The sequence below is a fragment of the Coprococcus sp. AF102-57 genome (assembly GCF_027686195.1).
Classification (GTDB): domain Bacteria; phylum Bacillota; class Clostridia; order Lachnospirales; family Lachnospiraceae; genus Allocoprococcus; species Allocoprococcus comes.
On the sequence record NZ_JAQCSY010000024.1, the window covers coordinates 1 to 23,893 of the forward strand.

Genomic DNA, 23,893 nt, shown 5'->3' on the forward strand with positions numbered 1-23,893 from the left:
AGGACAGGGTAAGGAAGAATGGATGGAGTGAAGATTTAAATTTGTATGTGGTTTTCAGAGTACATAAAAAATGAAAAAAGCACTTGCAAAATATATGTAAAGTGTTTATAATAATAAAAGTAGTCCTCGATAGCTCAGCGGTAGAGCATTCGGCTGTTAACCGAAGGGTCGTTGGTTCGAACCCAACTCGGGGAGTTCTAAAATCTGTCAGCCAATTACTTGCAGATTTTAATTTTGAAAAAAATCAATATCCGGCTCCGTGGTCAAGCGGTTAAGACATCGCCCTTTCACGGCGGTAACACGGGTTCGATTCCCGTCGGAGTCATCTGGCGCCATAGCCAAGTGGTAAGGCAAAGGTCTGCAACACCTCTATCACCAGTTCAAATCTGGTTGGCGCCTCTAGGAGAAATCTGGAAACAATTGTTTCCAGATTTTTTGGTATACAAATATAATATATCATATATAAAAATGCGGTATGTGAAAAATGTGCTTCCTACATCAAAAAATAACAGAAAATATATTGAAAATCAGCTTTCGGGAACCATTGAGCAGATGGAAGAATATATCAGAAAGTATCTGATGTTTCTTGTTATGGATTATGTGTAAAACTATAGATTATTATAACAATTAAAATATTGTTTCGTCATCTTGAATATGCTATACTTGAATTATGTTTATAGGGGCAAAGCTGTTGAAAAACTGTGACGCAAAGCCAAAGGGACTAAGGCAGTACGCTATGTCAGCCGGTTGCAATAAGAAGATGCGGATAGGTTAATAGAGTAAGTGAAAAAAGTTATTCGGCTTAAATTTTAGTCACCTGTATAACGCAGGTGACTTTTTTGTTTCATAGGAAATTACATTTTCTATGTAGAAAAGCTTCCGGCAGAATGCATAGGAGATGAGGGAAATGAAAAAAGGAAAGAAATGGAAAAAAATTGAAGCATTCTGCATTTTGCTCATTGTGACATTGTTGCTTATTTTTGTCAGAATACTGTATCAGCCGGGTACGGAGTCGGAAAGGGGCGAGTTGTACACCTTCAGCAATGGATGGTATCAGCTGAAGGATGGGAAAAAGACGGAGCTCAAATTGCCGTGTTTTGTTACAGCGGATAAAGATGGGCAGATCATTCTTTACAATGATATGTTATCAGAGGCTGATAAGGGAAAAATCTTGTCGATCCGAGGAATACAGGATCAGCTGGAAGTCTGCATAGGAGACCGGCTTCTCTACCAATATAAGGATAACAGATTTGAAAAAAACAGGCAGATGAAAGGGAAAATATGGGCAGATATTTCTTTGCCGGAGAAAATCGGGCAGGAAGTGTTATCAATCAGCTATGAAACTAAAAAGAATGCCAGACTATATGTGTATGCCCCGATGATCGGAGAGTTTTGTTCTGTTTTCAGACAGCATCTGCTAGGATCGATTTTTTCGATACTGGTAGTTTTGGGAATGACCGGTCTCGGTCTCGTTTCGGTGATTGTCTTTTTCTATACCAGATACAGGCAGATTGTAGAAAAGAGATTTTTAAATGTAGCATTGTTTTTGCTTTTATGCAGTTTGTGGTGTATTCTGGATTCAGGAATTTACCAGATGTATGGCAGTCAGAGTGCAGCAGGAACACTGATATCCTTTTATGCGTTTATGACGATGCCTGTTCCCATGCTGTTATTTGTACAAAATACAGTGAGTGAAAGTGTAAGATGGATACCGCAGGTCTGGATTTTTCTTCTTTATGCAAATGCTGTTTTACAGGGATTCTTGTATTTTCTGTTTAGGATTCCTTTTATAGACATGTTATTTATCACACATCTTTTATTATTTACGGGGGTTGTGTCTATGATCCTTCTTTTGTGGAAAGAGTATCGGAAAACGCAGGAGAAGGAAGTAAATCTCTGTCTAAAGGCATTTGGTGTATTAGGGATAAGCGGTGTAATCGCACTGGTACTGTACTGGGTATTATCCATTTACTGGTATGAATCTATTTTCCAGTTTGGCATTCTTCTTTATATTGCTGTTTTGTTTTGGGGATTGCTTTGTAAAGTATCCAACAACATTCAGTTTTGCCTGGAACAGGAGGTTTATAGGAGAATGTCCTTGGAAGACCGGATGACAGATATGAAAAACCGGAAATCATTTGAGATGTATCTTGAAGAGATCCAGGAGGGTGCGATTTTACTTGAAAATGTATTATTGTTGTTTGTGAAAATTGCAGAACTGAAGAAGATTAATGATATGTCTGGAAGACAGATGGGTGATGAAACGGTTATCCGAACGGCAAGAAGCATCCAGAGTGCAGAAAGGAGTGTTCTGGAACAGCAGGCGGTAAGTTTTCGTGTTGAAGGTGATGAGTTTGCGATTATCGTAAAAAATCCGCAAAAGACACCGGAAGAATGGGAGCATTTTATAAAAGAAGAGATGGAAGAAGAATGTGGAAACAGACAGCCTGTGCGGCTGAAGTTCGGGTATAGTTATCTGAGAGAAAAGAATGGTAGTCTTCTTTCATTCAGTGACTGGAAACAGCAGGCAGACGATATGCTTTGTTCAAATAAATAAAAACCGGCGGAGGATAAATATGACTTATAATATAGATTTTCTTATTGCGGCAATGGTTATATTGTTGCTGGTTTTATGGTATTTTCTGGGACAGAAAAGAGCAGAGGATCTGAATAATCAGGTATTCCTTTTCTTTGCCATCATCGGTATTTTAGATGTGGTTGCGGAACTTGCCAGTAATTATTATATTTCTTTTCCAAATAGTAATTGTGAAATTGCTGCAATGCTTGCAACAACGATCTTTTATCTGCTTCAGGCATTGCTGCCGTTTACGGTGATCTGTTATATTCAGACATTACATGATAATAAGATCATTTCGGCAAAAAAGATGTTTTTATCAGGTGTGCCGACATTCATTCTGATGGGGATGATTCTGACAAACCCGTTCACAGAAAAGCTGTTTTATTTTGATATACCGGCAGGCTATATGAAAGGTCCATGGTATATGCTGATGTATTACAGTGCACTTTGTCATATGGCAGCAGCCTTGATCCTTATTGTTATATGGCGGAAAAAACTGGGCTATCAAAAAGTGAAGAGCCTGCTGGAAATCCTGTTGATATCCGGTGCGGGAGTGGTGATCCAGCTTTTATATCATCCGCTTCTTACAACAGGGTTTGGTATGAGTCTGGGAATTCTGGTACTATTTATTACGATCAACAATCCTCATGCAAATATCGATACACTTACCGGATTATACAATCATCTGTATCTGGTCAGAAAAAGCAATGAGCTGATCAGTGCGGGAAAATCATTTCACATTATTACGGTGTATCTTTATCAATTGAAGCACATTAATAAAATCGCAGGGGTACAGGGAGGTAATTCAATCTTAAAGCTGACAGCAAGAAAACTTGGTGAGATGTGCGGGAAAAAAGCATTTCGTACAACGGGAAAGAGTTTTATGATACTTACCGGTTCACTTGAAGAATATGAATATTATCTTACGCAGCTGAAGAGAATGTTTGATGGAAACAGTAAGCTGAATGTCAACAATAAAATTATTACGATGCCTGTGATCATAAGCGGGATCATGAATGCGCAGAAACTCGGAGACAGTGGGCTTATTCTAGAATATGCTGAATATCTGGAAGCCTTATCTGCGAAAAATGGTCTGACAGAGGTGATACAGGATGATTATCAGACGATGAATGGTTTCCTTTATAATAAACGGGTAGAACAGTATTTGCATAAGGCGATTACAGAGGATCTGTTCGAGATATACTATCAGCCGGTTTATTCTACACGGAAAAAATGCTTTATCACACTGGAAGCGCTAAGTCGCCTTCAACATCCGGAGCTTGGCTGGATCGCACCAGATGTATTTATTCAGATTGCAGAAAAAAATCATATGATCGAACAGATCACAGATCTACAGTTTAGTCGTGTCTGCAGATTTTTAGGAGAAAACCGATACCTGATGAGGCATCTTCTGAATGTAAAAGTGAACCTGTCTTCTCTGGATCTGATGAGAAATGACTGTAGCAGACATTTTATCCGGATTATGGATGCTTATAAGATTCCACATAACTGGATACAGTTTGAGATCACGGAAACGGTTGCGACTGAATACAATGCAGGTCTGAGAAGAGTTGCGGAGGAATTTACGGCCGCTGGCATCGGTTTTTGTCTGGATGATTTTGGTTCCGGATATGCAAATCTGAATACGGTAATGAGGCTTCCGTTTTCTGTAATCAAGGTTGACAGATCTCTGCTTTTTGATATCTGCAGGGATGAGAAACGGGCAATTTTCTATGAAAGCGTTGTAGAAACATTTCATAAAATGAATTATCATATCGTTTCCGAAGGAGTGGAAACACAGGAAGAAATGGAACAGATCAGCAGCTGGGGAGTCGATATGATCCAGGGCTATTATTTTTCCAAGCCGCTTCCTGAAAAAGAGCTTTTGGAATTGCTGAAGAAGCAGGATAATATAGAAAGAGAAAATTAAGAGGCAATTCATCAGGCAGACAAATTAATGTATGAAAATAAAAGAATGTCATAAAGAGGAGGAAAGAAATGTTACTTATTAAAAATGCAAAAGTTTATGCACCGGAGTATGTTGGAAAAAAGGATCTTTTAGTATGTGGGGGAAAAATTGAATGTATGGAAGATAAGATCGAGGATTTTCCAATCGCATGTGAAGTTATTGATGCAGAGGAAAGAATTCTTACACCGGGGTTTATTGATCAGCATGTTCATGTTACCGGAGGCGGTGGGGAAGGAAGCTTTCATACCCGTACACCGGAACTTCAGCTGTCAGAACTGGTAAAAGGCGGAATTACAACGGTTGTAGGACTTCTTGGAACGGACGGACTTACAAGGAGTGTTGAAAATCTTTACGCAAAAGTACAGGCTTTATGCGAAGAAGGGGTAAGTGCGTATATGCTTACCGGTGCATATGGATATCCAAGTCCGACTATTACCGGAGAGGTAGATCGGGATATTATGTTTGTTGAAAAAGTACTTGGCGTGAAACTTGCCATTTCAGATCACCGGGCACCGAATGTGACGGAAAGTGAACTGATCCAACTTGCGAGCAAGACCAGAACGGCAGGTATGTTAAGCGGAAAACCTGGAATCGTGGTGCTGCATATGGGAGATGCAGATGCTGGATTGTCGCCGGTGTTTGAAGCTTTGGAAAAGAGTATGATTCCAATCAAGATTTTCCGTCCGACTCATGTGAACCGCAGAAAAGGTCTTCTGGAAGAGGGCTATCAGTTGCTTGAAAAGGGTGGATACATCGATCTCACCTGTGGCATCAGTGAGGACTTTTGTCCGGGCGGATGCATTTTAGAAGCAAAAGAAAAGGGAATCCCGACAGAGCATATTACCATCAGCTCCGACGGACACGGAAGCTGGTCAAAATACAGAGAAGACGGAAGTCTGTTGGAAATCGGTGTTTCCTCAGTAGATGCGCTGCGGGAAGAACTTCTGTATATGGTACATGAGCTTGATATGAAGCTGGAAGATGCACTTCCATATATGACATCACATGTAGCGGAGGCACTGGGATTGCAGGGTAAGAAAGGGACAATACAAAAAGGAGCCGATGCAGATCTGCTTTTGTGGGACAATGACCTGAAGCTTGACAGTTATATTGCAGGTGGAAAAATCTTTATGCAAAAAGAAAAAATCATTTGCAAGGGAACCTATGAAAAATAGGAATTGAATAAAGTACAACGTTAGCCTGTTAAAATATTCCCTTGCGGAAATGCCGGAAAAGCCTTAAAATAAAGGAATCATGTGTATACAGAAAGGAATATGCTTTATGGAAAAAGGGACTATTTTTAAATTTCATAACGATCTGGATACAGACCAGATCATCGCATCCCAGTATCTGTTGCTGCCGAATCTTGAGGAGATGAAGAGCCACGCATTTGAATCTCTGGATCCGGATTTTGCACAGAAGGTAAAACCGGGAGATTTCGTGGTCGGAGGAGAGAACTTTGGATGTGGATCTTCCAGAGAGCAGGCTCCGGGTGTGTTAAAAGCGTTAGGTGTAAAAGCTGTTATCGCAAAATCATTTGCAAGAATTTTTTATAGAAATGCTATCAATATCGGACTTCCTGCTATTGTCTGTAAAGACCTTCCGGATGAAGTAAAGACCGGAGAGCAGATGGAGCTTCATATGTTGGAAGGAACCGCTGAGGCAAATGGAAAGGTTTATTCCTGCACAAAACTGCCGGAATATATGCAGAATATTTTGAATCAGGGCGGACTTATTGCGTCTCTGAACCGTGAGGAGGAATAGACGATGGGAATGACAATTGCTGAAAAGATCATTGCAGCGGCAGCCGGTGTGGAAAGCGTAAAGCCGGGTGACATCCATACAGTAGAACTGGATCGTCTGATGAGTAATGACGGAACTACACATCTTACCGTTGATATGTATAATAATAAATTAAAAAATCCACATATTGCAGATACAGACAAGCTGGTATTTATCGTAGATCATAACGTACCGTCTGACTGTCCAAAGACAGCCGCATCCCAGAAGAAGATGCGTGATTTTGCAAAGGCAAACCACATTGATTTCTGGGAAGGGAAAGGTGTATGCCATCAGATTATGATGGAAAATTATGTTCGTCCGGGAGAACTGATCTTTGGTGCAGACAGCCATACCTGTTCTTACGGTGCACTTGGTGCATTCGGAACCGGTGTTGGATGTACAGACTTCCTTTACGGTATGGTAACAGGAACTTCCTGGGTAATGGTACCGGAGACTGTGAAATTCAACCTGGTTGGAAAGCTGCCGGAAGGTGTATATGCGAGAGATCTGATCCTCACCATCATCGGTGAAGTCGGAGCCAACGGATGTAACTATCAGGTGATGGAATTTACCGGAGAGGGCGCGAAGACTCTGACAATCAGTGACCGTATCGCACTTTGCAATATGGCAGTAGAAGCCGGAGCTAAGACCGGTATTTTTGAAGTTGATGATGTGGCAATGGAATATTTAAAAGAGCATGGACGCGAGCCAAAGGCTGTATATCACAGCGATCCGGATGCGCATTATGTAAGAGAATATACATTTGACTTATCCAAGGTAGAGCCGGTTGTTGCAAAACCGGATTTTGTAGACAATCTTGCGCCGGCAAAAGACGTGCGTGGTATCAAGATTGATGAGGCATTCCTTGGATCCTGCAACAACGGACGTATCGAAGATCTCCGTGTAGGAGCACAGGTTATCAAAGGAAAGAAAGTATCTGAAAAAGTAAGATTCCTTGTTGTTCCGGCAAGTCAGACTATTTACAGACAGGCTCTGGAAGAAGGACTGATCGACATCTTCATGGATGCAGGTGCAATCGTGATGAACCCGAACTGTAGTGTATGCTGGGGAAGCTGCCAGGGCGTAATCGGTGAAAATGAAGTCCTGATCAGTACAGGAACCCGCAACTTTAAGGGACGTGCAGGACATCCGAGTTCCAAGGTATATCTTGGATCGGCTGCAACCGTTACAGCATCTGCCATTGCCGGAGAAATTGCACTGGCAAGTGATGTGTAAGAGACGAAATTACGTTTGACGAGGTGACATAAGATGGATAAATTTACAGGACGTGTATGGGTTCTTGGAGATGACATTGATACCGATATCATCATTCCAACTGAATACCTTGCACTCAAGACAATCGATGATATGAAGCAGTATGGCTTTTCTCCTCTTCGTCCGGAACTTGCCGGACAGATCCAGAAGGGGGATATCATTGTAGCAGGAAAGAACTTTGGTTGCGGTTCGTCAAGAGAACAGGCACCGGAGATCATCAAGGCAATGGGTGTGCAGTGTGTGATCGCCAAATCATTTGCAAGGATCTTTTTCCGTAATTCGATCAACAACGGACTTCTTCTGATTGAACAGCCGGATCTTTATGATGATATGAAAGAGGGCGACGAGATCACGGTAGTGATGAATGAGCATGTGGATTATAATGGCAAGGAATATCCGATTGCTTCTCTGCCGGAGAATCTGATGAGCATTATTCAGGCTGGCGGTCTGGTAAAAGCCATGCGCAAGCTGAATGGACTGGATTAACCGGAAAGGAGAAGAAAATGGGCGAGACGATTATTGAAAAAATTATCAGACACAATACAGGAAAAGCCGTAAAGCCGGGAGACATTGTGACAGTTAACGTTGACCGCGTGATGATCCATGATATTTTCATCCCCTTTGTGGCAGAAAAATTTGAAGAAATGGGATTTACGAAACTGCATGATCCGGACAAGGTTGTTCTGATCTATGATCATCTGGTTCCGGCAAGTCAGCAGGATGATACCAGACATTTTCGTACCGGAGATGCATTTGCAGATAAATACGGACTTACACATGTACACAGAAGTGACGGAATCTGCCATCAGCTGATGACAGAGGCTGGCTATGTTAAACCGGGTGATATCGCATTCGGAACCGACAGCCATACCACAACTTATGGTTGTGTTGGAGCATTTTCATCTGGTATCGGTTATACCGAGATGGCAAGTATCCTTGGAACCGGAACGATGTGGATCAAGGTGCCGGAGACGATCAAAGTTGTAATCGATGGTGAACTTCCGGAAAATGTCATGTCAAAGGATATCATCTTACGACTGATCGGTGATTTGAGAGCAGACGGTGCTACTTACAGAGCACTTGAATTTGCCGGAAGCACCATTGAAAATATGACAGTTGCAAGCCGTATGACAATGGCAAACATGGCAATCGAAGCAGGTGCAAAATGCGCACTTTTCACACCGGATGAGAAAACTGCCGAGTATTGCAATATTGAATTAAATGATTATCAGAAGAGTCTGGTTGGTGATCCGGATGCAACTTATATGAGAACGATCACTTATAAAGCAGAGGACTTTGTACCGGTTATGGCCCTTCCGTCACAGGTTGACAAGATCAGAAATGTATCCGAGGTAGAAGGAACCGAGATCGATCAGGTATTTATCGGCTCTTGCACAAACGGACGTCTGGAGGATCTTCAGGCAGCAGCAGAAGTGTTAAAGGGCAAAAAAGTTGCGGATTTTGTAAAACTGATCGTGACTCCGGCGAGCCGTAAGATCTACAAACAGGCAGCAGATATGGGAATCCTTACGACTTTATCTGAGGCAGGTGCGATCATTACCCATCCTGGTTGCGGACTTTGCTGTGGACGTACCGGAGGAATTCTGTCAGACGGAGAACGTGTGGTTGCAACCAACAACCGTAACTTCCTTGGACGTATGGGAACTTCTAAGGTCGAGATTTATCTGGCATCTCCGAAAACAGCGGCAAGCTGCGCGGTGGCAGGAAAGATTGTAAGTCCAAAGTAGAGGAGTTCACTATGAAAAAAATTGGATTTATCGGTGTTGGCATCATGGGAAAATCCATGGTGCGCAACCTTATGAAAACAGGATATGAACTGCATATTTACGCAAGAACAAAAGCGAAAGTCGATGATGTGATCAGCGAAGGTGCAATTTTCCATGAATCTATCAAAGAATGTGTACCCGGATGTGATGCAGTGATCACCATTGTTGGTTTTCCGAGAGATGTGGAAGAGGTTTACTTCGATGAAGGCGGTATTCTGGAAAATGCAGATCCGGGAACCTATCTGATCGATATGACAACTACAAGCCCGATGCTTGCAGAAAAGATTTCAAAAGAGGGCACAGAAAAAGGATTCCATGTGCTGGATGCGCCTGTAACAGGTGGGGATACCGGAGCAAAAAACGCTACATTATCCATCCTTGTCGGCGGCGAGAAAGAAGATTATGAAGCTTGTATGGAGCTTTTCAAAGCAATGGGAACAAACATCAATTATCAGGGAAAAGCCGGATGTGGACAGCATGCAAAGCTTGCTAATCAGATTATGATCGCCGGGGCCTTAAGTGGTGTATGTGAGGCCTTTTCCTATGCGCAGGCCAAAGGACTGGATCTGAATGTCCTTTTTGATTCGGTCTCTACCGGGGCAGCAGGAAGCAAACAGTTGGATGCTTTCGGACCGAAGATCATTGCCGGAGATTATGCACCGGGATTCTTTATGAAGCATTTCATCAAGGATATGAAGCTTGCGTTGACTGAGGCAAATATGAGCGGACTGAGTCTTGAGGTGCTGAGTCTGGTACTGTCAAATTATGAAGAGTTGGCACAGGAAGAGCTTGGAGATCTTGGGACACAGGCGCTGATCAAGTATTATGATGTGCAGGATGTAGAAGAATAATCGTATGTGATTCAGGGAGCTGTTTTGCAGCTCCCTGATATTTTGTGTTTCATAAACAGTAACGAGAAAACCCGCTGATCTTTCGACCAGCGGGTTTTCTTGTGCTTTTATTTAATTTCTAAAGGAATGAGAGTAAAGTGCGGCAATCGGGGTAACCCGATTGCGCTTACTTTATGAGGGGGGAGATAGTTGTTTATCAACTATCTGACTCTTAGTATACAGATAAATTGTGTTCAAAATATGTCTATATCATAAAAGAAAAAGAAAATTTCTTAAGGAAAAATGAACTATCGATTAAGGAATATTGATTAGAGTACAATAAAAAAATCATTGCGAAAGTACTTTCAAATGTAATCAGATTCTTTTTACATCGTTGCAACTGCGGTAGTTTAATGGTATACTGGACATATTGCAAAAGTAGAAAATGGCAGCAGAAGCTGTCGGCAATGTTTACAAGGCTCATTGGGGTTATGTGAAATATATAAGAGAGTAATACGGAGGAACAGAACAGATGGATTTGGTAACAGTAAGAGAATTATACAGAAACAGAGAGGAATATCTGGATAAAGAAGTGACCATCGGGGGATGGGTGCGTAGTATCCGTGATTCTAAGACATTTGGATTTATCGTTGTAAATGATGGATCTTTCTTTGAAAACCTTCAGGTAGTATATCATGATAATATGGAGAACTTTGGCGAGATTTCCAAGCTGAATGTTGGTGCGGCAATCATTGTAAAAGGAACACTTGTCGCAACACCACAGGCAAAGCAGCCATTTGAGATCCAGGCAACAGAAGTTGTTGTAGAAGGTACCTCTGCACCGGATTATCCGCTTCAGAAAAAACGTCACAGCTTTGAATATTTAAGAAGTATTGCACATCTTCGTCCAAGAACCAATACTTTCCAGGCAGTGTTCAGAGTACGCTCACTGACTGCTTACGCAATCCACAAATTCTTCCAGGAAAGAGGATTCGTATATGTACATACACCGCTGATCACAGGAAGTGACTGCGAGGGTGCAGGAGAAATGTTCCAGGTAACAACACTGGATATGAACAATGTGCCGAAAAATGCAGACGGAACTGTTGATTATTCCAAAGATTTCTTTGGAAAAGAGACAAACCTTACCGTAAGCGGACAGCTGAACGGTGAAACTTATGCACAGGCATTCCGCAACATTTACACATTCGGACCGACATTCCGTGCGGAGAATTCCAACACCACACGTCATGCCGCCGAGTTCTGGATGATCGAGCCGGAAATCGCATTTGCAGATCTGGAAGATGACATGATCCTTGCAGAAAACATGCTGAAATATGTTATCCGCTACGTGATGGAAAACGCTCCGGAAGAGATGAATTTCTTCAATTCTTTCGTAGACAAAGGACTGATCGACCGTCTGAACAACGTTGTAAATTCTGATTTCGCAAGAGTTACTTACACAGAAGCAATCGAAATCCTTGAAAAGCACAATGACAAATTTGAATACAAAGTATCATGGGGAGCAGATCTGCAGACAGAGCATGAACGTTATCTGACAGAAGAGATCTACAAACGTCCGGTATTCGTTACCGATTATCCGAAGGAGATCAAAGCTTTTTACATGAAGATGAATGATGATAACAAGACCGTAGCAGCAGTTGACTGTCTGGTTCCTGGAATCGGTGAGATCATCGGAGGAAGCCAGAGAGAGGACGACTACGATAAGCTTGTTGCAAGAATGAAAGAGCTTGGACTTAAGGAAGAAGATTACGGATTCTATCTGGATCTGAGAAAGTACGGATCTACAAGACATGCAGGATTCGGACTTGGATTTGAGAGATGCATCATGTATCTTACAGGAATGTCCAACATTCGTGACGTAATTCCGTTCCCAAGAACTGTGAATAACTGCGAACTGTAAAAAAGAAGAATGAAGAAAAAGGGGACCGGGAACTGCATCAAAAGGGTGTGTTTTCCGGTCTGTTGTTTTATAGCGCAAATCTTTCTATATACGGAAAGGAAAAGTGAAATATGAATATTTTAGTTGTAGATGATGAAAAAGAAATTGCGGATGTCGTAGAATTATATCTGCAAAATGAATACCATGTTTTGAAATTTTACACAGGGCAGGAAGCATTGGAATGTATTGAGAAGACAAATGTGGATCTGGCGATCCTGGATGTGATGCTGCCGGATATTGACGGTTTCACGATTCTGAGAAAAATCCGTGAGAAATACACATTTCCGGTGATTATGTTGACCGCGAAGACGGAGTACCGGGACAAGATCACCGGGCTTACGATGGGGGCTGACGACTATATTCCGAAACCATTCAACCCGCTGGAGCTGGTAGCGAGAGTGAAAGCACAGATGCGCAGATACACGCAGTACAACGATGGTAAGAAAAGTGATTCTGAGAATATCATTGATTTTGCAGGACTCTTGTTAAATAAAGAATCCCATGAATGCATCTATAATGAGCAGTCTCTTCCGCTGACACCGACGGAATTTGAGATTCTGTGGATTCTTTGTGAGAATCGCGGAAAGGTGATCAGCTCACAAAGATTATTTGAAGAGGTCTGGCATGAAGAGTATCTGAAGAACAGCAACAATACGGTGATGGTACATATCCGGCATCTGCGTGAGAAATTGAGTAAACCGACTGGAAAATCAGATCTTATCAAGACTGTCTGGGGAGTGGGATACAAAATTGAAGAATAATTACAGAAAATTAAAACTGAGCATATTGCTTCAGACGGTTTTTATTACGGCCCTGACGGTGCTGGTTGGCAGATTTATTCTGGAGTATTTTATCGATGGTATTTATAATGACAGCTTTGCCAATGGCTTTTTGCGAATATTGGAAGCTTTTCATGTGAGTGAAGAGACCGCAACATCTTTGTATTGGCAGTGGATCGGCAATAATAAAGTGTTCTTTATGATCCTCGGTTTTTTACTTTTATTTTCGTTGTTTTTTTATGTGGCACTTTCAAAAATGACGCGTTATCTGGAACAGGTAGAAGATGGGATTGAAAATATTATTTCAGCGTCTGACCAGCCAATCCGGTTGATTACGGAGTTAAAACCAATCGAGGATCGTCTCAATGAGATTAAAGAGACATTAAGGAGCCAGGAGGAAGAGGCAGAAAAGCTTGAGCAGAGGAAAAATGATGTCCTGCTTTTTCTGGCACATGATTTAAAAACACCGCTTACTTCTGTGGTGGCGTATCTGAGTATGCTGGATTCTCATCCGGAGATGCCGGCAGAGGAGCGCGCCAAATATACGCAGATATCTCTGGAGAAGGCGAATCGACTGGGGGATCTTTTGAAAGAGTTTTTTGAAAGTATAAAGTTGAATCTGCAGGATATTGAACTGGATAAGGTAGATATTGATCTGACCATGATGCTGGAACAGATTGCAGACGAACTCTATGGGGTACTTCAGGAGAAGATGCTTACCTGCAAGGTGGAAGCAGAGGAAGAAATCCTGATCGAGGGAGATCCGGATAAGCTTGCCAGGGTTTTTGATAATATTCTGCGAAATGCCATAGCATACTGCCGGGAGAAAAGTGTGCTTCTGATCCAGGCTGCCAAGGAGGAGAACCAGGTAAGAATCTGTTTTGAAAATGAAGGAGATACGATACCTGAAGAGAGCCAGAAGAGGATCTTTGATAAATTTTATCGCGCGGATGCGGCGAGATCCAGCAGTACCGGAGGAGCGGGACTGGGGCTTGCCATTGCAAAAGAGATTGTAGAGCTGCACAAGGGACAGATCATTGCCGAGAGCAGTGGGGGAAAGACACGTTTTATCGTGACACTTCCCCTTAAAGGAGGAGTAGAAAGTAATGAAATTCATACACACAGCGGACATTCATCTGGGGGCAGAGCCGGACGCAGGAAGTTCTTACACCGCAAAGCGACCGGAAGAACTGTGGAATAGCTTTGAGCGTCTTTTAAATATCTGTGAAGAAGAACAGACAGATCTTCTTCTGATCGCAGGGGATCTGTTTCACAGACAGCCGCTTTTAAGAGAGCTGAAGGAACTGGATTATTTATTTTCCAGACTGACACATACACAGGTCGTGCTGATGGCGGGCAACCATGATTACCTGAAAAGTACGTCCTATTACCGGAATTATAAATGGCAGGGACCGGTGCACATGTTTTTGTCTCAGAAACCTGCCTGTATGGAATTTAAAGAGCTTGGAGTCCGCATATACGGACTCAGCTATGAGGAACGGGAAATCACAGAACCGCTTTATGAGAAAATCCTTCCGGAAAAAAGAGGAATAGCCTCCATCCTTCTGGCCCATGGCGGCGATGAAAAGCATATCCCGTTCCGAAAGAACGAATTACTGAAGCTGGGATATGATTATATTGCTCTTGGGCACATTCATCTTCCGGCAGAGCTTGCAAAGGATCGGATGTATTACGCAGGATCCCTGGAGCCTACAGATAAAAATGACACCGGGAAGCATGGTTATATCAAAGGGGAGATTAAAAATGGAAGAACCCGGACGGAATTTATTCCTTTTGCATCCAGAGAATATGTGCATATGGAAGTAGAAGCAGGAAGAGAGATGACCGGACGGGAAATGAAAGAAAAAATTTCCCTTGCCATACGGGAAAGAGGTATACAGAACATTTATAAAATCATTCTGCGGGGATTTCGGGATCCGGATATGATCTATGATACCGACCGGATGGATTCCTATGGAAATATTGTCGAAATCCTGGATGAAACAAAGCCGGCATATGATTATGAAAAGTTGAAAAAACAAAATGCAGGAAATCTTCTGGGCTGGTACATAGAAAGCTTTGCAGAAGCAAAGGATGACAGTGTGGAGTCAATCGCATTGGCTGAAGGAGTACAGGCCATGCTGGAGGCAAAGGGGAGCAAATTATGAAGATAACAGAACTGATCCTGAAGAATTTCGGTAAGTTCACGAATAAGCAGATCCTGCTTACGGATGGGATCAATATTATTTACGGAGAAAACGAATCGGGAAAAACAACGCTGCATACCTTTCTGAAGGGAATGCTTTTTGGAATGGAAAGAAAGCGCGGGCGTGCCGCCGCAACAGATACATTCCGTACCTATGAGCCTTGGGAGAATCCAAACTTTTATGCGGGAATCCTGCGGTTTACCTGTGGCGGTCGAAAATTCCTGCTGGAACGAAATTTCGATCGGTATGCGAAAGGCGGCTCTCTGATCTGTGAAGATGATGGAGAAGAATTGTCACTTGAGCATGGGGATCTGGAAGTTCTGTTAGGTGGTATGACAGAAAGTGATTATGAAAATACAGTTTCGATAGGACAGCTCCGGGTACAGACCGGAGAAATACTGGCGGCGGAGCTGAAGAATTATGCGGCAAATTATTATGCAACCGGGAACAGCGAGATTGACCTCGAAGGGGCGCTTGCCCTTTTAAAAGAGCGGAAGAAAGAGCTGGAAAAAGAAGAACGTGAAAAGAGGCAGCTGATCAGCGAAAAGAAAGAGCGGGCAGAGATGGAGGCATCCTATGTCTGGCGGGATCTGCATCAGTTAGAAAATGAAGCGGAACAGCTGAAAAGAAGCTGTGAAGAGAAACGCAGAGAATGGGAAAGCTGGGTAAATGAAGATAAAAAGCGGAAGAAACGGGAAGAGGCAGCAGGATATTTTGCCGGGTGGAGGATTCATCCACTGGAGGCAGTGAGTATGCTGGGGGCATTTTTTGTGACTTTTCTGCTTTTTCATAAGCCGTGGAATTTTCTTGTGGCAATCGTGGTGGCACTGGCTGAAGGGCTGTATGTCTGGAATTGTCTGAAAGATGGAAAGAAGAAAAAGAAAGCCAGATTACAGGAGATAAAAGAACAGGGCATTTCTCTCAAGGCAGATTATGAGAGGCAGAAAGGAAAGCTTGCAAAAGTACAGGAAACCTATCATGAAAAAGAAGTGTTGTATGAAAATCTGCAGGAACGAGTCGGCGAGTTCGATGAGATGAACAGTGAAGAGATAGAGCGATTAAAAAACAAGCAGGGTGTTGAACTTGCTATGGAACAGTTGACCAGACTTGCCGCACAGATGCAGAGCCGGACAAGCGATCTTATGAATACAGAAGTATCTGCAGTCATGGATGCCATCACAGATGGAAAATATAACAGACTCTGGGTAGACGAAAATCTGCATGTGCAGCTTATGAGTAATGGGAAAAAGATATCCATGGATCAGGTGAGCCGGGGAACCCTGGAGCAGATCTATTTTGCAATCCGGATGGCGGCTACAAAAATTCTCCACGAGGAAGAATGTCCGATAATCCTGGATGATGCATTTGGCTATTATGATGACAGGAGACTTATCCAGACACTTCGCTGGCTGAAAGACAGTAAGCGGCAGGTGATCATATTCAGCTGCCAGAAGAGAGAGATGGAAATGCTGGAAAAGATGGGGTGTGGATATCATAAGATAATGTTGTAAAGAAAGAGGAGGAAGATTTTATGATTCGGCTTCAGGATATTGCAGAAATGGCAGGTGTCAGCCGTACTACGGTATCTAATGTTATAAATGGCAATACCAAAAGAGTTTCCCAGAAAACGATTGATAAAATCACGACTATTCTTAAAGAACAGAACTATGTTCCGCATATGGGTTCCGTGATGCTTTCCGGCCATGGTTCCAGAATTATAGGTGTAGTACTCGGATTTTCTTATGCCCATGGTATGCAGTCACTTCAGGATCCATTTGTGGGAGAACTGATCGGAACGATTCAGATGGAAACGGAAGAAAATGGATATTATGTTATGCTTATTGGCGGTGAAAGTATTCAGAATGTAGTGGATATTGCCTCAAAATGGAATGTAGAGGGATTGCTTATCCTTGGCTACAATGAAGAACAGTATCGCAGGCTTTCGCGCAGATTAAACAAGAAAATGATTCTGATCGATGCTTATCCGGAAGGTGCTTATACCTTCCAGAATGTCGGTATAGATGATTATTCGGGAGGGTATCAGATTGGAGAATACCTGTATTCCTGTGGATATAAGAAAGCATTGTTTGTTGCGGAAACGGAGAGAGACAGTGATTACTATCGGTGGATGGGATTCAAACAGGTGATGGAAAAATCGGGGGGATTCTGCAGTCGCTCCCGATATATAATTATTCCGAGTGAAAAAAGATTGCGTCTCAGAAAATACAGAGAGCTTCTCCCACGTTTTTTAGAAGCAAAAGCACTTGCGTTTTCCTCAGATTATAATGCGATGGAAGCGATAAATTTCTTTTTTGATGAAGGCATCATGGTTCCAGATCAGATTTCTGTTACAGGATATGATGACAGTGTCTACGCAAGTATGGTTCGACCGAAACTGACAACGGTTCATCAGGATGTTCCGCAAAAGGCGCATGTGGCGCTGAAACGTCTGCTGAAATTAATTCAGGGAGAGACACTGGACGAATTAAATATAAAAAATCCAGTCTATCTGGTAAAGAGGGATTCTGTCAGGGAATGACAGGATCCTTTTTTCAACTTTGCATGTATACAGGTAAGCCGGTGGAATGGTCTGGTTGTTTTTGTGCAGACTGTATAAAAACAGGAAATAAACTTTGTTGTCTTTTATAGTTTCGCGAGAAACCTCTTGATTTTGCTAAGATGTATGGGGTATCATGAATAGTGTTATTACAGGAGCGGTTAAATAATACTAAACAATTATAAACGAGGAGATTTGGCATGGAGAAAAAATGGTGGAAAGAAAGTGTAGTATATCAGATATATCCAAAGAGTTTTAAAGACAGTAACGGTGATGGTGTGGGAGATATCAGAGGAATCATACAGAAACTGGATTACCTCAAAGAACTTGGGGTAAATGTATTGTGGATTTCTCCGATGCTGGAATCACCTCAGGACGATAATGGTTACGATATTTCTGATTACCGCAGAATTTATGAAGAATATGGAACGATGGAGGATTACGAGGAATTGTTGTGTGAAGCACACAAAAGATCCATCAGGATTCTGATGGATCTCGTAGTCAACCATACTTCAGATGAACATAACTGGTTTATTGAAAGCAGAAAATCAAAAGATAATCCATATCGTGATTATTATATCTGGAAAGATCCGGTAAACGGAAAAGAACCTAATAACTGGGGCGGAGTATTTGGCGGTTCTGCATGGGAATATGATCCGCAAACTCAGATGTATTATCTGCATCTGTTTTCAAAAAAACAGCCGGATCTCAATTGGGAAAATGAAAAAGTACGCCAGGAAGTTTATGACATGATGAAATTCTGGTGTGAAAAAGGAATCGATGGCTTCCGAATGGATGTTATCAGTATGATTTCCAAAGATCAGAGATTTCCGGACGGAGAAATGAATAACGGTCTTTATGGGGACTTTGGACCATATTGTGTACATGGTCCAAGGATTCACGAATTCCTTCAGGAAATGAATCAAAAAGTTCTTTCAAAATATGATATCATGACAGTCGGTGAGACCGCAGGAGTCACAATAGAAGAAGCACAGAAATATGCGGGTGATGACCGAAATGAATTGAACATGGTATTCCAATTCGAGCATGTGGAGAGTGGATGCGGAGATTATGGAAAGTGGACGACTGCAAAATATGACTTCAAAGAGTTCAAAAATATTATGATCAAATGGCAGGAAGAACTTCAGGGTAAGGCGTGGAACAGTTTGTTTTTAGGTAATCATGATCAACCGAGGAGTGTCAGCCGTTTTGGAAATGACAATCCGGTATACAGAGAAACCTCCGCAAAAATGCTGGCGACCTGTATTCATATGATGCAGGGAACGCCATATGTATATCAGGGTGAAGAGCTTGGTATGACAAACATTTACTTTGACAAACTGGAAGATTACCGTGATATTGAAAGTATTAATTACTTTGAAGAGTTTACGGAATCAGGTCTTATGACTCCGGAACACATGATGAAATGTCTGATGCTGAGAAGCCGTGACAATGCGAGAACTCCGATGCAGTGGGACGACAGTAAACAGGCTGGATTCACAGAGGGCGAGCCGTGGATCAAAGTGAATCCGAACTACAAGAAGATCAATGCAGCACAGCAGCTTGAAGATCCGGATTCTGTTTTCCACTACTATCAGAAACTGATCCGATTGCGTAAAGAAAAAGACATTATTGTTTATGGTGAATTTGAACCTCTTTACCGTGAGGATGAACAGATTTTTGCGTACACAAGAAAACAGGATCAGGAAAAGCTTCTGACTGTCTGCAACTTCAGTGACAAGAATGCAGAAGTAGAAGTGCCGGAAGAATTTAAAGGCGCAGAGTGTCTGATCACAAACCTTGGAAGAAAAGAATTTGAAGGAAAAATTGTTCTGAATCCATATGAAGCATTTGTACTATATTATAAACACTAGGTGATAAAGAAATGATAAGAAAATATAGATATGGAACTCCGTTTGATACGGAGGCATTGACTGAAAAGATTGAAACAACTAAGGGCGTTCTCCCGTATGGAGAGGTCAGTCAGGAGGAAGGATTTGTTTTTACTTATATCATGGATGAAGATGACATTGTCTATGGTCTGGGTGAAGCCAATCGTGGAATCAACAAGAGAGGGTACTGTTATATCAGTAATTGTACAGATGATCCGGTACACACAGAGGACAAGCGTTCTCTGTACGGAGCGCACAACTTCATTATTGTGAGCGGAAAGAGGACGTTCGGATTGTTTTTTGATTATCCGTCAAAACTGACCTTTGATATTGGATATGACAGAGAGGATACCCTCAGGGTATCTTGCGAAAATCCTGATCTGGATATTTATGTGATCGAAGGAGAGAATGCTTACGATATCGTAAAACAGTTCCGCCATGTGATCGGGCGCAGCTATATCCCGCCGAAGTTTGCCTTTGGTTTCGGACAGAGCCGCTGGGGTTATACGACGAAAGAAGATTTCCGTACTGTCGCAAAAGGATATCGGGAGAATCATATTCCGATCGACATGATTTACATGGATATTGACTATATGCAGTCATTCAAAGATTTCACAGTGAGTGAAGAAAATTTCCCGGATTTTCCGGAATTCGTACAGGAAATGAATGACCAGGATATTCGCCTGATTCCGATCATTGATGCCGGTGTCAAGGTTGAGCCGGGATATGAGATTTACGAGGAAGGTGTCAAAAACAACTATTTCTGCAAGAGAGAAGACGGAAGTGATTTCGTTGCAGCTGTATGGCCGGGAGATACCCATTTTCCGGATATGCTGAATCCGGAAGCCAGAAAATGGTTCGGGGACAAATATCGTTTTCTGATCGAACAGGGAATAGAAGGTTTCTGGAATGATATGAACGAGCCTGCGATCTTTTATTCTTCCGAAGGCCTTGCAGAGGCAAGAGAACTTGCCGGAGAGTTTGCAAAGGATACCGAAGGCAAGACCCATCCCTGGGAAATGCAGGACAAGATGCTCAGTATTGCGAATAATCCGGAAGACTATAAAAGATTTTATCACAATGTGGAAGGCAAAAAGATCCGTCATGACAAAGTACATAATCTTTTTGGCTATAATATGACAAGAGCGGCCGGAGAAGCGTTTGAACGCATTGACCCGGAAAAACGTTTTCTGATGTTTTCCAGATCTTCTTACATCGGAATGCATCGTTATGGAGGAATCTGGACCGGAGATAATAAATCCTGGTGGTCACATATCCTTCTTAACCTGAAGATGCTGCCGTCTCTGAACATGTGTGGTTTCCTGTATACAGGTGCTGACCTTGGAGGTTTTGGTGCTGATACAACAAGAGAATTGCTGCTTCGTTTTCTTGCACTTGGTGTATTTACACCACTGATGCGTAATCATTCGGCGACGGGAACAAGAGAGCAGGAGTGTTATCAATTCGAAAATATCGAGGATTTCCGTGCTGTCATTAACACCAGATATCGTCTTGTGCCGTATCTGTACAGCGAGTACATGAAAGCTGCGCTGAGTGATGACATGTATTTTAAGCCGTTAGGGTTTGTTTATCCGGATGACAAGAGAGCAATCCGAGTAGAGGATCAGCTGATGCTCGGAAACGAGATCATGATTGCTCCGGTTTACGAGCAGAACGCAAGAGGCCGTTATGTTTATCTGCCGGAAGAAATGAAATTTGTCAAGTTCCTGCCGGATGGAAGCATTTCGGAAGAGATTCTCGCGAAAGGTATCCATTATGTAGATGTGGCATCAAATGAAGTACCGCTCTTTATTCGAAATGGTAAATGTATCCCGGTTGCAGAAGCGGCAGAGTGTGTGAAGAATATTGATACCGAACATCTGCAGCTTATCGGATACGAAAACAGTAGTTATACCATGTATGAGGATGATGGGATCCGCAAAGATTACGATAAAAAAGAGAATTACCGAGTATTCACAAATTAACGTTTAAGAGTAAAAAAATACTGCTTAGATATCAGAAAATGATATTCAAGCAGTATTTTTTGTCATATAGCGGAAAAATTTCGCTCGTATAAATTAATCGATCGCTTCCCCTTTTTTATATTTCTCAACTACATTCTGGATACGTTCGCTTGGATCAAGGATGCTGCTGATAGAAGCATCATGGTTCAGTGTATCGATCACCAGTGCGATGTACTTGCTCATGTCGCAGTTGATGTAGTAAGGACGGCTGAGCAGTTCCGGTGTCTGATAGATCAGGTTTGTTGTGAGGATTCCGTTGATCAGTCCTTCTTCGTAAGCCTGGTCGAATTTTTCCATACCGTTTGTGAAAAGTCCGAAGGTTGCAGCAGCGTAGATACGTTTTGCTTTACGCATCTTGAGCTGGCGTGCTACATCGAGGATACTGTCACCTGACGAAATCATATCATCGAGGATGATTACGTCTTTTCCTTCTACGGAAGAGCCAAGGAATTCGTGTGCTACGATCGGGTTACGTCCGTCTACGATGGTTGTGTAGTCACGGCGTTTGTAGAACATACCCATGTCGAGTCCGAGTACGTTGGCAAAGTAGATTGCACGTCCGGTTGCACCTTCATCCGGGCTAATCGCCATCATATGGTCAGCATCGATCTGAAGATCCGGTACATGCTTTAAAAGTCCTTTTACGAACTGGTAAGTCGGACGGATCGTCTCAAATCCGTTCAGCGGGATCGCATTCTGGACACGTGGGTCGTGTGCATCGAAAGTGATGATATTGTCAACACCCATGCGGACAAGCTCCTGCAGACCAAGTGCACAGTCCAGTGATTCACGGCCGCTTCTCTTGTGCTGGCGGCTTTCATACAGGAAAGGCATAATGACGTTCAAACGACGTGCTTTTCCTCCTACAGCGGCGATGACACGCTTCAGGTTCTGGAAATGGTCGTCCGGTGACATATGGTTGGTATTGCCGCTGAGCGAATAAGTCAGGCTGTAGTTGCAGACATCGACCATCAGATAAAGGTCTTTTCCACGTACAGACTCATTGATAATACCTTTGGCTTCACCAGATCCAAAACGCGGTACCTTTGCGTTGATCAGATAGTTCGGCTTTTCGTAGCCGTTGAAAACAAGATTGTCTTTCTGGAAACGAGTCTCTTCCTTTCTCCATTTTACGAGATAGTCATTGACTTTATTTCCCATCTCTTCACAGCCGTCTACAGCAATAATGCCGAGAGAGCCAACTGGAATATTATCCAGAATTCGTTCACTTCGATGTAACATCAGTGTTCCTCCCTGTACATAAGTTTCTTTTGAATGCGGATATCATCACCGGCAAGGCGAAGTATCTTATAATGGTTGCTTATCCGGGAAAATGTACGTTCTGTATAGTTCGTCTTGATTTCCTCCAGAGTAAGATTAGTAGAAATGATCGTGGATTTCCTGTTCAGGATCCGATCATTTAAACACACAAAAAGCTGAGAAACGACAAAGTCTGTATTTCGTTCGGTTCCCAGGTCATCAATGATCAGCAGATCACACTGGTGGATCTGCTCATATAAAAGACAGCTCTCATCATTCCGGGTCAGTGCTTTTTCAAGGAGCGCATCGAAAAATTCAGAGGCAGTCAGGTAAAGAACGGAATGCAGAGAATCCATCACTTCTTTTGCAATGCAGTGACTGAGAAATGTCTTCCCAATACCAGTATTCCCAAAAAGGAGCAGATTACCATGTTCGGTATCAAAATTGTGGATGAAATTCATACATTCCTGATAAGCCCGCGTTGCAAGCTCGCGGGAATTCTGACCGGAAAGCCGGTCTCTATAATTGGATGAATAATAATCAAAATTAAAATGTTCAAAATTTTCCTGTTCGAGAAGTCCTTTTAAGTTGGACTGGGTGTAGAACAGATCAATGATCGCTTTTAAAAAGCAATGGCACTTTTTCGTGCCGACATAGCCGGTATCCTGACAGTCCGGACATTCAAAATGCTGTTCCAGATAGTCTTCCGGGAATCCGGCGTCGGAAAGGAGTCGGCGGCGTCTGTCAGAAAGAGACCGGATATCTTCCTTCAAAGAAGCGAGGGCAGTGTCATCGCCTGCGAGCAGCTTTTTCGCCTGATCAAGACTGGCAGAAGAAATAGAGGCATCAATCGATGCAAGCTCCGGAATCTTCTGGCAGGCACGTTCGTAGTGAAGATTCGCGAGGTCGCGGCTCTTCGCTCTTTTTTCTTCATATACGCGCATCAGCGCATTGTATTGTGAATTAGTTAACGGCACAGTGTTCCCCTTT

The 23,893-nt window shown here is 42.5% G+C and carries 18 protein-coding genes, 3 tRNA genes and 1 riboswitch; of the genes, 19 read left to right on the plus strand and 2 right to left on the minus strand.

The features are described from left to right. Window positions 1-123: 123 nt before the first annotated feature. From PGZ10_RS13610 to PGZ10_RS13700, 19 genes are all read left to right on the plus strand, one after another. Window positions 124-195: transfer RNA gene (locus tag PGZ10_RS13610), tRNA-Asn, on the plus strand. 58 nt (window positions 196-253) lie between these two features. After that, window positions 254-325, plus strand: a tRNA-Glu gene (locus PGZ10_RS13615). Window positions 326-328: 3 nt separating this feature from the next. Beyond that, window positions 329-399 (plus strand) — tRNA-Cys (locus tag PGZ10_RS13620). Between the two features lie 272 nt (window positions 400-671). Next, window positions 672-755, plus strand: a riboswitch (cyclic di-GMP riboswitch). A gap of 152 nt (window positions 756-907) precedes the next feature. After that, window positions 908-2,557: a sensor domain-containing diguanylate cyclase gene (locus PGZ10_RS13625; RefSeq protein WP_270541656.1), complete on the plus strand. Its 1,650-nt coding sequence runs from the start codon at window positions 908-910 to the stop codon at window positions 2,555-2,557. Between the two features lie 19 nt (window positions 2,558-2,576). Continuing rightward, entirely contained in the window at window positions 2,577-4,508 is a 1,932-nt protein-coding gene (locus PGZ10_RS13630) for a GGDEF domain-containing protein (RefSeq protein ID WP_270541659.1), read from the plus strand. Window positions 4,509-4,576: 68 nt separating this feature from the next. After that, window positions 4,577-5,722, plus strand: coding sequence for a beta-aspartyl-peptidase (iadA, locus tag PGZ10_RS13635; RefSeq protein WP_055157883.1), 1,146 nt, complete (start codon window positions 4,577-4,579; stop codon window positions 5,720-5,722). A gap of 106 nt (window positions 5,723-5,828) precedes the next feature. Continuing rightward, window positions 5,829-6,311 (plus strand): LeuD/DmdB family oxidoreductase small subunit, encoded by a 483-nt coding sequence (locus PGZ10_RS13640; protein WP_175305174.1) that lies wholly within the window; start codon window positions 5,829-5,831, stop codon window positions 6,309-6,311. Between the two features lie 3 nt (window positions 6,312-6,314). Further along, on the plus strand, window positions 6,315-7,565 hold the full coding sequence (locus tag PGZ10_RS13645; RefSeq protein ID WP_204575712.1) for a 3-isopropylmalate dehydratase large subunit: 1,251 nt from the start codon (window positions 6,315-6,317) through the stop codon (window positions 7,563-7,565). A gap of 33 nt (window positions 7,566-7,598) precedes the next feature. Further along, window positions 7,599-8,090 carry a LeuD/DmdB family oxidoreductase small subunit gene (locus PGZ10_RS13650; RefSeq protein WP_008371705.1) on the plus strand — a complete coding sequence of 164 codons (492 nt, stop codon included), beginning with the start codon at window positions 7,599-7,601 and terminating at the stop codon, window positions 8,088-8,090. A 17-nt stretch (window positions 8,091-8,107) separates the two neighbouring features. Then, complete coding sequence (locus PGZ10_RS13655; protein WP_055157887.1) at window positions 8,108-9,352, plus strand: 3-isopropylmalate dehydratase large subunit; 1,245 nt, start codon at window positions 8,108-8,110, stop codon at window positions 9,350-9,352. A gap of 11 nt (window positions 9,353-9,363) precedes the next feature. Continuing rightward, window positions 9,364-10,242, plus strand: coding sequence for an NAD(P)-dependent oxidoreductase (locus tag PGZ10_RS13660; protein ID WP_270541660.1), 879 nt, complete (start codon window positions 9,364-9,366; stop codon window positions 10,240-10,242). A gap of 511 nt (window positions 10,243-10,753) precedes the next feature. Further along, on the plus strand, window positions 10,754-12,145 hold the full coding sequence (asnS, locus tag PGZ10_RS13665; protein ID WP_008371696.1) for an asparagine--tRNA ligase: 1,392 nt from the start codon (window positions 10,754-10,756) through the stop codon (window positions 12,143-12,145). Between the two features lie 110 nt (window positions 12,146-12,255). Then, complete coding sequence (vanR, locus tag PGZ10_RS13670) at window positions 12,256-12,945, plus strand: VanR-ABDEGLN family response regulator transcription factor (RefSeq protein WP_008371692.1); 690 nt, start codon at window positions 12,256-12,258, stop codon at window positions 12,943-12,945. Beyond that, a complete protein-coding gene (locus PGZ10_RS13675) occupies window positions 12,935-14,164 on the plus strand; it encodes a sensor histidine kinase (RefSeq protein ID WP_173826281.1) in 1,230 nt (409 codons plus the stop codon). Before vanR ends, PGZ10_RS13675 begins: the two co-directional genes overlap by 11 nt. Continuing rightward, the gene (locus PGZ10_RS13680) at window positions 14,070-15,131 is read left to right on the plus strand and encodes a metallophosphoesterase family protein (protein ID WP_173685932.1); all 1,062 of its coding nucleotides are present in this window, start codon (window positions 14,070-14,072) and stop codon (window positions 15,129-15,131) included. Before PGZ10_RS13675 ends, PGZ10_RS13680 begins: the two co-directional genes overlap by 95 nt. Further along, complete coding sequence (locus PGZ10_RS13685) at window positions 15,128-16,681, plus strand: ATP-binding protein (RefSeq protein WP_270205678.1); 1,554 nt, start codon at window positions 15,128-15,130, stop codon at window positions 16,679-16,681. The genes PGZ10_RS13680 and PGZ10_RS13685 overlap by 4 nt, the downstream gene beginning before the upstream one ends. Before the next feature lie 20 nt (window positions 16,682-16,701). Next, complete coding sequence (locus PGZ10_RS13690) at window positions 16,702-17,709, plus strand: LacI family DNA-binding transcriptional regulator (RefSeq protein WP_270541663.1); 1,008 nt, start codon at window positions 16,702-16,704, stop codon at window positions 17,707-17,709. 218 nt (window positions 17,710-17,927) lie between these two features. Next, a complete protein-coding gene (locus PGZ10_RS13695) occupies window positions 17,928-19,601 on the plus strand; it encodes a glycoside hydrolase family 13 protein (protein ID WP_117559019.1) in 1,674 nt (557 codons plus the stop codon). 11 nt (window positions 19,602-19,612) lie between these two features. After that, window positions 19,613-21,604 (plus strand): glycoside hydrolase family 31 protein, encoded by a 1,992-nt coding sequence (locus PGZ10_RS13700; protein ID WP_270541665.1) that lies wholly within the window; start codon window positions 19,613-19,615, stop codon window positions 21,602-21,604. Window positions 21,605-21,697: 93 nt separating this feature from the next. Here PGZ10_RS13700 and PGZ10_RS13705 read toward each other — a convergent pair whose 3' ends face one another. Further along, window positions 21,698-22,885 carry a ribose-phosphate pyrophosphokinase gene (locus PGZ10_RS13705; RefSeq protein WP_055261717.1) on the minus strand — a complete coding sequence of 396 codons (1,188 nt, stop codon included), beginning with the start codon at window positions 22,883-22,885 and terminating at the stop codon, window positions 21,698-21,700. Beyond that, window positions 22,885-23,880 (minus strand): ATP-binding protein, encoded by a 996-nt coding sequence (locus PGZ10_RS13710; protein WP_117824499.1) that lies wholly within the window; start codon window positions 23,878-23,880, stop codon window positions 22,885-22,887. Before PGZ10_RS13710 ends, PGZ10_RS13705 begins: the two co-directional genes overlap by 1 nt. Window positions 23,881-23,893 lie beyond the last annotated feature (13 nt).

Excerpts from the sequence above, each read along its gene's own strand:
- PGZ10_RS13625 (WP_270541656.1), top strand. The coding sequence starts at position 908 with ATGAAAAAAGGAAAGAAATGGAAAAAAATTGAAGCATTCTGCATTTTG.
- PGZ10_RS13630 (WP_270541659.1), top strand. The coding sequence starts at position 2,577 with ATGACTTATAATATAGATTTTCTTATTGCGGCAATGGTTATATTGTTG.
- iadA (WP_055157883.1), top strand. The coding sequence starts at position 4,577 with ATGTTACTTATTAAAAATGCAAAAGTTTATGCACCGGAGTATGTTGGA.
- PGZ10_RS13640 (WP_175305174.1), top strand. The coding sequence starts at position 5,829 with ATGGAAAAAGGGACTATTTTTAAATTTCATAACGATCTGGATACAGAC.
- PGZ10_RS13645 (WP_204575712.1), top strand. The coding sequence starts at position 6,315 with ATGGGAATGACAATTGCTGAAAAGATCATTGCAGCGGCAGCCGGTGTG.
- PGZ10_RS13650 (WP_008371705.1), top strand. The coding sequence starts at position 7,599 with ATGGATAAATTTACAGGACGTGTATGGGTTCTTGGAGATGACATTGAT.
- PGZ10_RS13655 (WP_055157887.1), top strand. The coding sequence starts at position 8,108 with ATGGGCGAGACGATTATTGAAAAAATTATCAGACACAATACAGGAAAA.
- PGZ10_RS13660 (WP_270541660.1), top strand. The coding sequence starts at position 9,364 with ATGAAAAAAATTGGATTTATCGGTGTTGGCATCATGGGAAAATCCATG.
- asnS (WP_008371696.1), top strand. The coding sequence starts at position 10,754 with ATGGATTTGGTAACAGTAAGAGAATTATACAGAAACAGAGAGGAATAT.
- vanR (WP_008371692.1), top strand. The coding sequence starts at position 12,256 with ATGAATATTTTAGTTGTAGATGATGAAAAAGAAATTGCGGATGTCGTA.
- PGZ10_RS13680 (WP_173685932.1), top strand. The coding sequence starts at position 14,070 with ATGAAATTCATACACACAGCGGACATTCATCTGGGGGCAGAGCCGGAC.
- PGZ10_RS13685 (WP_270205678.1), top strand. The coding sequence starts at position 15,128 with ATGAAGATAACAGAACTGATCCTGAAGAATTTCGGTAAGTTCACGAAT.
- PGZ10_RS13690 (WP_270541663.1), top strand. The coding sequence starts at position 16,702 with ATGATTCGGCTTCAGGATATTGCAGAAATGGCAGGTGTCAGCCGTACT.
- PGZ10_RS13695 (WP_117559019.1), top strand. The coding sequence starts at position 17,928 with ATGGAGAAAAAATGGTGGAAAGAAAGTGTAGTATATCAGATATATCCA.
- PGZ10_RS13700 (WP_270541665.1), top strand. The coding sequence starts at position 19,613 with ATGATAAGAAAATATAGATATGGAACTCCGTTTGATACGGAGGCATTG.
- PGZ10_RS13705 (WP_055261717.1), bottom strand. The coding sequence starts at position 22,885 with ATGTTACATCGAAGTGAACGAATTCTGGATAATATTCCAGTTGGCTCT.